This window comes from Streptomyces sp. ISL-94, assembly GCF_018614075.1.
In the GTDB taxonomy this organism is placed as follows: Bacteria; Actinomycetota; Actinomycetes; order Streptomycetales; family Streptomycetaceae; genus Streptomyces.
In genome coordinates, this window is the sequence record NZ_JAGGOZ010000101.1 from 1 (window position 1) to 5,922 (window position 5,922).

Genomic DNA, 5,922 nt, shown 5'->3' on the forward strand with positions numbered 1-5,922 from the left:
TGCGCGCAGGCGATCCACCAAACTCATGATCTGGACTCCAGACAGGACCTAGGGGCTCGGCGACGGCTCGGCGACGGCTCTCCGCGAACGCGAACTCTTGATCAACTGTTGCGCCTTCGTGAATCATCCGGCTCTTCCATGGACTCCTCGGGCAGCGCGATCTAGCGTCTGGCGGCGGCGCGATGTCAGACGCACTGTCAATAAAACTGAAGAGACCAGGGAGAAGCCCGGATGTTCCGAAGAGCGCTGAACTGTGCGGTGGTACCGGTCATCGCCGCCTTCACGGTGATGTACGGAGTCCCGCCGGCCCAGGCCGAGGAGATACCCAAGGCCCCCGGCCACCGCCTGGTCAGCCACTACGGCGGCAGCCCCGCGGCCGCCGTCCCGCTGCCCGGTGCAGCACCGCCGCAGCACCCCTTCCTCGCGCCCAACGGCCGCAGCGGCATGCACTCCGACGCGGCGGGCAGCGCCACCTCCCCCTGGTCCGGGCCGCTCGGCAAGGACCTGCGGGTGACCAGCGAGAAGATCGCCGCGCTCGGCGGTGAATGCGCCACCGCCACCTTCGACAGGGCAGGCCGCCTGGTCACGGTGTGCGGCACCTTCTCGGGCTTCAAGGTCAAGCTCCTGGAGCCCCGTACGCTCGCCACGCTCGCGGAGTACCAGCTGCCGCAGCGTTCCTCGACGGTCGAGGCGATCACCTCGCTCGACTTCTCGAAGATCTTCAAGGACACCTCCGGCGGCGCCTACTTCTACCTGGACGACCAGGACCGGGCGGTGCTGGCCGACTCGCGCCAGCACATCCTGCGGCTCGCCCACTCCCAGAGCCCGGACGGCAGCTGGAACTTCACGGTCGACAACGACTGGGACCTCACCGGCCAGGTCCCGCACGACTGTGCCGGCTGGACCAACCTGTGGCCCAGTGGCACCTGCGACCCCGTCACCTCCGTCATGCCCGACTGGAACGGCCGCATCTGGTGGGTCACCCGCCAGGGTCGCGTCGGCACCGTGGACCCGGCGACCTCGCGGATCCGCTCCATCCGGCTCGACGGCGAGGAGATCCAGAACTCCTTCTCGGTTGCCGAGGACGGCGTCTCCATCGTCAGCGACCACGCGCTCTACAGCTTCCGCGCCGCCGCCGACGGCACACCGGAGGTGCAGTGGCGCCAGACGTACGACCGCGGCTCCGGCACCAAGCCCGGCTCCGTGAACCAGGGTTCGGGCACCACCCCTGACCTCTTCGGCAACGGCTACGTCGCCATCACCGACAACGCCGACGACCGGATGAACGTCCTGGTCTTCAAGCGGGGCGCGGACGTGCCGGCGGACCGGCGGCTCGTGTGCAAGGTGCCCGTCTTCGGAGCCGGTGCCTCGACCACCGACAACTCCCTGATCACCTGGGGCAACAGCATCGTCGTCGAGAACAACTACGGCTACGAGAACCCCACCATTTTGCTGCTGGGCAAGTCCGTCGTCGGCGGCGTGGCCCGCATCGACGTACGCGCCGACGGCAGCGGCTGCGACACGGTGTGGGAGAGCGCGATCCGCGCTCCCTCCGTCGTCCCCAAGCTCTCCACCGCGAACGGGCTGCTCTACTTCTACGAGAAGGAGCCCAACGTCTGGGGCATCGACGCCTGGTACCTCACCGCCGTGGACTTCCGCACCGGGGAGCGCCGCTGGCGGCAGCTGACCGGCACCGGCCCGCTGTACGACAACAACTGGGCGCCGATCACCCTCGGCCCCGACGGCACGGCGTACGTCGGCGTCTTCAACGGCATCGTCGCGGTCCGCGACGGCGGCTGATCCCCGCCGCCACATTTCCGGCGTCGAGCCCCCGCCGTGCGGCGGGGGCTCAGTCCTCGGACCGCCACAGCGGGTGCTCGCGCTCGGCCCACTCCCGCCCGACCCAGCCCGTGCGCATGCCGCGGCGGGCCTCGGGATCGGCCAGGGCCTTGCCGATGTGCCCGGCGAGGACGATGCCGAGGGTCAGGGACAGCCAGTCGTGGACGAAGGTGGCGCCGGTCCGCCAGACGAGCGGGGCGAGGCCGGTGAACCACATCAGCAGCCCGGTGCCGAGCATCACCAGGACCGCTCCGGCCAGCCAGCCCGCGTACACCTTCTGCCCGGCGTTGAACTTCCCGGCGGGCCGCGGCCCCGTGCGGTCCCGGCGCCGCGCGGCCCGCAGCCACTGCCGGTCGTGCGGCCCGAAGCGGTTCAGCCGCCGCAGGTCGGCGCGGAAGGCGGGGGAGCCGAGACCCAGCAGGAAGGGGAGCGGGAGCAGCAGCCCGGACCACTCGTGCACGGTGACCACCAGGTGGCGGCGGCCCACCAGTTCCGCGAGCGGCGGAAGGTAGAGGCAGGCGGCGCCGGCCACGCACACCAGGGCGAGCGCCGCCGTGGTCCGGTGGACCAGGCGCTCGGCGCGGCTGAAGCGGCGTACGCGCGCGGCGTGCTCAGACGGTAGGGGCATCGTCGCGTCCGTTCGACCGGCCGACCCACGCGTCGACGTCGTAGCCGAGGCGCTCCCAGTAGCCCGGCTCGGGCTTCTCGGTGAGGGTGATCCCGGAGAGCCACTTGGCCGACTTGTAGAAGTACATCGGGGCGACGTACAGCCGGACCGGTCCGCCGTGGCTGTGGCCCAGCGGCCTGTCCTGCATCCGCAGTGCCACCAGGACGTCGTCTCGGCGGGCCTGCGGGAGGGTGAGGCTCTCGGTGTACGTGCCGTCGAAGCAGTCGAAGCGGATGGCCCCGGCCTCGGGCCGCACTCTGGCGGCGTCCAGCAGCCGCGACAGCGGCACCCCCTCGAAGGGGGTGCCCGGGACCCGCCAGCCGGTCACGCACTGGACGTCCCGGACCACCCGGGTCTGCGGGAGCCGCCGCAGCGCGTCGAGCGTGTACTGCGCCGGGCGCTCGACGAGCCCGCCGACGGTGAGGTGGTAGTTCTCGGGTCCGCGCTCAGGGACGGAGGACGCCACGGAGTAGTAGCGGAACCCGCCGCCGTTCGGCAGCAGGCCGCTGAGCCCGGTGGGGTCCTTGTCGGCGACGGCCTCGAAGCCGTGCTGGAGGTAGGGGGCGGTGACCAGCCCGGCCGCGCCGAGGCCGAGCATCCCCAGGACCAGCCGGCGCCCTACCGGGGTGCCCCGCATGTCGGGGTCGGCACGCTGGTCGGCACGCTCTTCTGTACTCACCCGCCGATTCGACCACCGCGGGTCCCCGGGCACCAGGGGCCGCGGCGCCACGTCAGAATTCCGTCACACCTGACGGCGCGACCGGGGGGCCTCGGTCTGCACCGGCCGGGACCGCGTCCCGCCCTTCTATCTCCAACCTGCGTTGTTCGTAGAATGGCCGGATGGAGCACATCGACGCGATCGCGGCGTTGCAGGATCCGGTGCGGCGCCGCCTGTACGAGTACGTGGCGGCGCAGGGCCGCGAGGTCGGCCGCAACGAGGCCGCCGAGGCGGCCGGGGTGGCGCGCACGCTCGCTGCGCACCATCTGGACCGGCTGGCCGAGGCCGGGCTGCTGGAGAGCGGGAGCCGCCGCCTGACGGGCCGCTCGGGGCCAGGGGCGGGCCGTCCCGCCAAGGTGTACACGCGGGCTCGGGCCGAGTGGGCGGTGTCGCTGCCCGCCCGCGACTACCGCACCGCCGCCGAGCTGCTCGCGGAGGCCGCCGAGCAGGCCGGGCTGGACGCCGGGCTCTGCGCGGCCGCGCGCCGCCGGGGCGAGGCCCTGCGCGGCTCGGCGGCGCCCTGCGGCGGCCTCGAAGAGGCCATGGAGGTGCTGGCCGCCCGCGGCTACGAACCGCATCTGGAAGGCGCCGAGGGGGCCGAAGGGACGGCCGGGGCGGCCGCGCCCGTCGTCCGTATGCGCAACTGCCCCTTCCACGCCGTCGCCGAACGCTTCCCGCCGCTGGTCTGCGGCATGAACCTCGCGCTGCTGGAGGGGCTGCTCGGCGCGGACGGTCCCGTACGCGCCCGCATGGACGCCCGGCCGGGGGAGTGCTGCGTGGTGGTCGAGAGTTCTAAAAACAATCAGGATTGACATAGAAACGCAGGGCGTGTTGGGATGTGGCCATGACCCCCTCCACGCATGCCTTCCACCTCGCCCAACTCAACGTCGCCACGCTCCGCCACCCGCTCGACGACCCGCGCATGGCGCCGTTCGTCGAGATGCTCGATCCGGTCAACGCCGCAGCCGACGGTACGCCCGGCTTCGTGTGGCGGCTCGTGGAGGAGGGCGTGGGCGACGCCACCGGCCTGCGCCCGGCGGGCGAGGACGTCATCGTCAACCTGACCGTGTGGCAGACACAGGAGGCCCTGTGGGACTTCACCTACCGCAGCGGGCACCTGGAGGTCATGCGGCGGCGCCGTGAATGGTTCGAGCGGCACGTCGAGGCGCACTTGGCGCTCTGGTGGGTCCCCGCCGGTCACCTCCCGACCGTCGGCGAGGCCCTGGAGCGGCTGGCGGACCTGCGGGCGCACGGACCGTCCCCGCGCGCGTTCACCTTCGCCTCCTCCTACACCGCCGCCGAGACCGCCCAGCACCTCCGGGCCGCGCCACCGGCGCAGTCGGACCGCCGTCCACAGCACGGTTTCCCCGTCGACACGCCGGCGGGGTGAGATCCAAGATGCGGCGCTGCCACTCTTCGGCCAGGAGGCGGCAGGAGCGCACCGGTCCGCGTGGTCGTCTCGGTATCCGGCCGGTCGCCGCCAACGCCTAGGGCCGCTCCCGCACCTCCCGTACCCCGATGCCGGGATCGCTGCCCAGCACCTTCGCGGTACGGTCCAGCAGCTCCTCCAGCGGATGCGCCGTGGGGGTGAACCTCACCACCGGCCAGGTGTCCGCGCCCGCCATCGGGAAGCCGCCGGGGCGCCGCAGGGCCGGTACGAGGCCCGCGTTCAGCAGGGAGGACTTGCCGGCGCCGGAGGGGGCCACCAGCATCAGCGGCCCGCGACCGATCCGTTCGAAGACCCGCTCGACCAGCTCGGCCGTCGCCCGCTCCCGGCCGAAGAACCAGCGCGCGTCCTGCGCCGTGAAGGCCGGCAGACCGCGGTACGGACACGCGCCTCCGGCGGCGGCACCTCCGTCTCGCGCGCCATCCGCAGCAGTTCGCCTCCAGCCCCCAGCACCTCGTCGCAGCGGCGTGCGACATCCGTGGTGACGGGCTTCGCACCAGTCTCGATCTTGCTCAGGTAGCCCTTGCTGTAGTGCGTCCGCCGGGCCAGGTCGGCCAGCGACATTCCCCGTTGCACCCGCAGACGCCGCAACTGCGCGGGGAAGGGCGGGACGGTCCTCTCCGCTGATTCGCGCTGGTGATCGGTCTTCCGCAGACGGTCCGGATCCCCCACAGCATCCCCCATGGCACGGCGCCGCCCGGGCAGCTGGACGGCAGGGCCCAGGCTACAGCGGAGGTCGGACGTACGGCCCGGTCTTGGGGGCGGTATGACGAAAACAGGAACGTCCGGAGCCGCCGAACGGCGGCCCCGGAAGCGGTCCTGACAGGGTGTGGCCTACGGGTTGAGGCGGATGGAGTTGATGGGCGTGAGGTCGGCGTAGACACCGGTCTTGGCGGCGATGGGGTTGCCGCAGCCGGCCCCGGTTGGAGCCCGTGCAAAGGTTTGCGGTCGCACCGCCGTACTGGTTGTTGAGGACCCAGTGGTTCCCGTGCTGATTGGTCAGGTTGTGGGCCCCGTACGAGTAGAAGACGTGCGTGGGCTTCACGGCGGGGTTCTGGTTCTGGGGGTTGGAACTGCTGTCTGGTGACTGGGTTTGAGTGTGTTCTGGCGTGGATTAGTGAGTGCCTCGTCCGTGGTGGTGGGTCGATGCCGGGCGGGAACGGAGGTTCTTGCATCGAATGGGTGACCTCTGTTGGGGGTGGTCGTTGGGTGGGGGATGGGTTCTTTCGGTACCGGGGTGGGTGCTGGGTG

Annotated in this window: 7 protein-coding genes; 3 read left to right on the forward strand and 4 right to left on the reverse strand. The window is 71.7% G+C overall.

Annotated elements, in window-relative coordinates; all coding sequences use genetic code 11:
- The first annotated feature begins 231 nt into the window (after positions 1-231).
- Complete coding sequence (locus tag J7E94_RS27890; protein WP_215019577.1) at positions 232-1,800, forward strand: hypothetical protein; 1,569 nt, start codon at positions 232-234, stop codon at positions 1,798-1,800.
- A 49-nt stretch (positions 1,801-1,849) separates the two neighbouring features.
- Here the strand turns inward: J7E94_RS27890 and J7E94_RS27895 are convergent, their stop codons facing one another.
- Together J7E94_RS27895 and J7E94_RS27900 are read right to left on the reverse strand one after the other, a co-directional pair.
- Positions 1,850-2,467: a cytochrome b/b6 domain-containing protein gene (locus J7E94_RS27895; protein ID WP_215019578.1), complete on the reverse strand. Its 618-nt coding sequence runs from the start codon at positions 2,465-2,467 to the stop codon at positions 1,850-1,852.
- A complete protein-coding gene (locus tag J7E94_RS27900; protein WP_215019581.1) occupies positions 2,451-3,143 on the reverse strand; it encodes a molybdopterin-dependent oxidoreductase in 693 nt (230 codons plus the stop codon). Before J7E94_RS27900 ends, J7E94_RS27895 begins: the two co-directional genes overlap by 17 nt.
- A gap of 203 nt (positions 3,144-3,346) precedes the next feature.
- On the opposite strand from J7E94_RS27900, the gene J7E94_RS27905 reads away from it, so the two are divergent.
- Both J7E94_RS27905 and J7E94_RS27910 read left to right on the forward strand, forming a co-directional pair.
- Entirely contained in the window at positions 3,347-4,036 is a 690-nt protein-coding gene (locus J7E94_RS27905) for a metalloregulator ArsR/SmtB family transcription factor (protein ID WP_215019579.1), read from the forward strand.
- Between the two features lie 32 nt (positions 4,037-4,068).
- Positions 4,069-4,614 (forward strand): DUF3291 domain-containing protein, encoded by a 546-nt coding sequence (locus tag J7E94_RS27910; RefSeq protein ID WP_215019580.1) that lies wholly within the window; start codon positions 4,069-4,071, stop codon positions 4,612-4,614.
- Between the two features lie 97 nt (positions 4,615-4,711).
- Here J7E94_RS27910 and J7E94_RS35805 read toward each other — a convergent pair whose 3' ends face one another.
- Both J7E94_RS35805 and J7E94_RS35810 read right to left on the reverse strand, forming a co-directional pair.
- Complete coding sequence (locus J7E94_RS35805; protein WP_374224512.1) at positions 4,712-5,041, reverse strand: hypothetical protein; 330 nt, start codon at positions 5,039-5,041, stop codon at positions 4,712-4,714.
- On the reverse strand, positions 4,936-5,355 hold the full coding sequence (locus J7E94_RS35810; RefSeq protein WP_308345486.1) for a helix-turn-helix transcriptional regulator: 420 nt from the start codon (positions 5,353-5,355) through the stop codon (positions 4,936-4,938). Before J7E94_RS35810 ends, J7E94_RS35805 begins: the two co-directional genes overlap by 106 nt.
- Positions 5,356-5,922 lie beyond the last annotated feature (567 nt).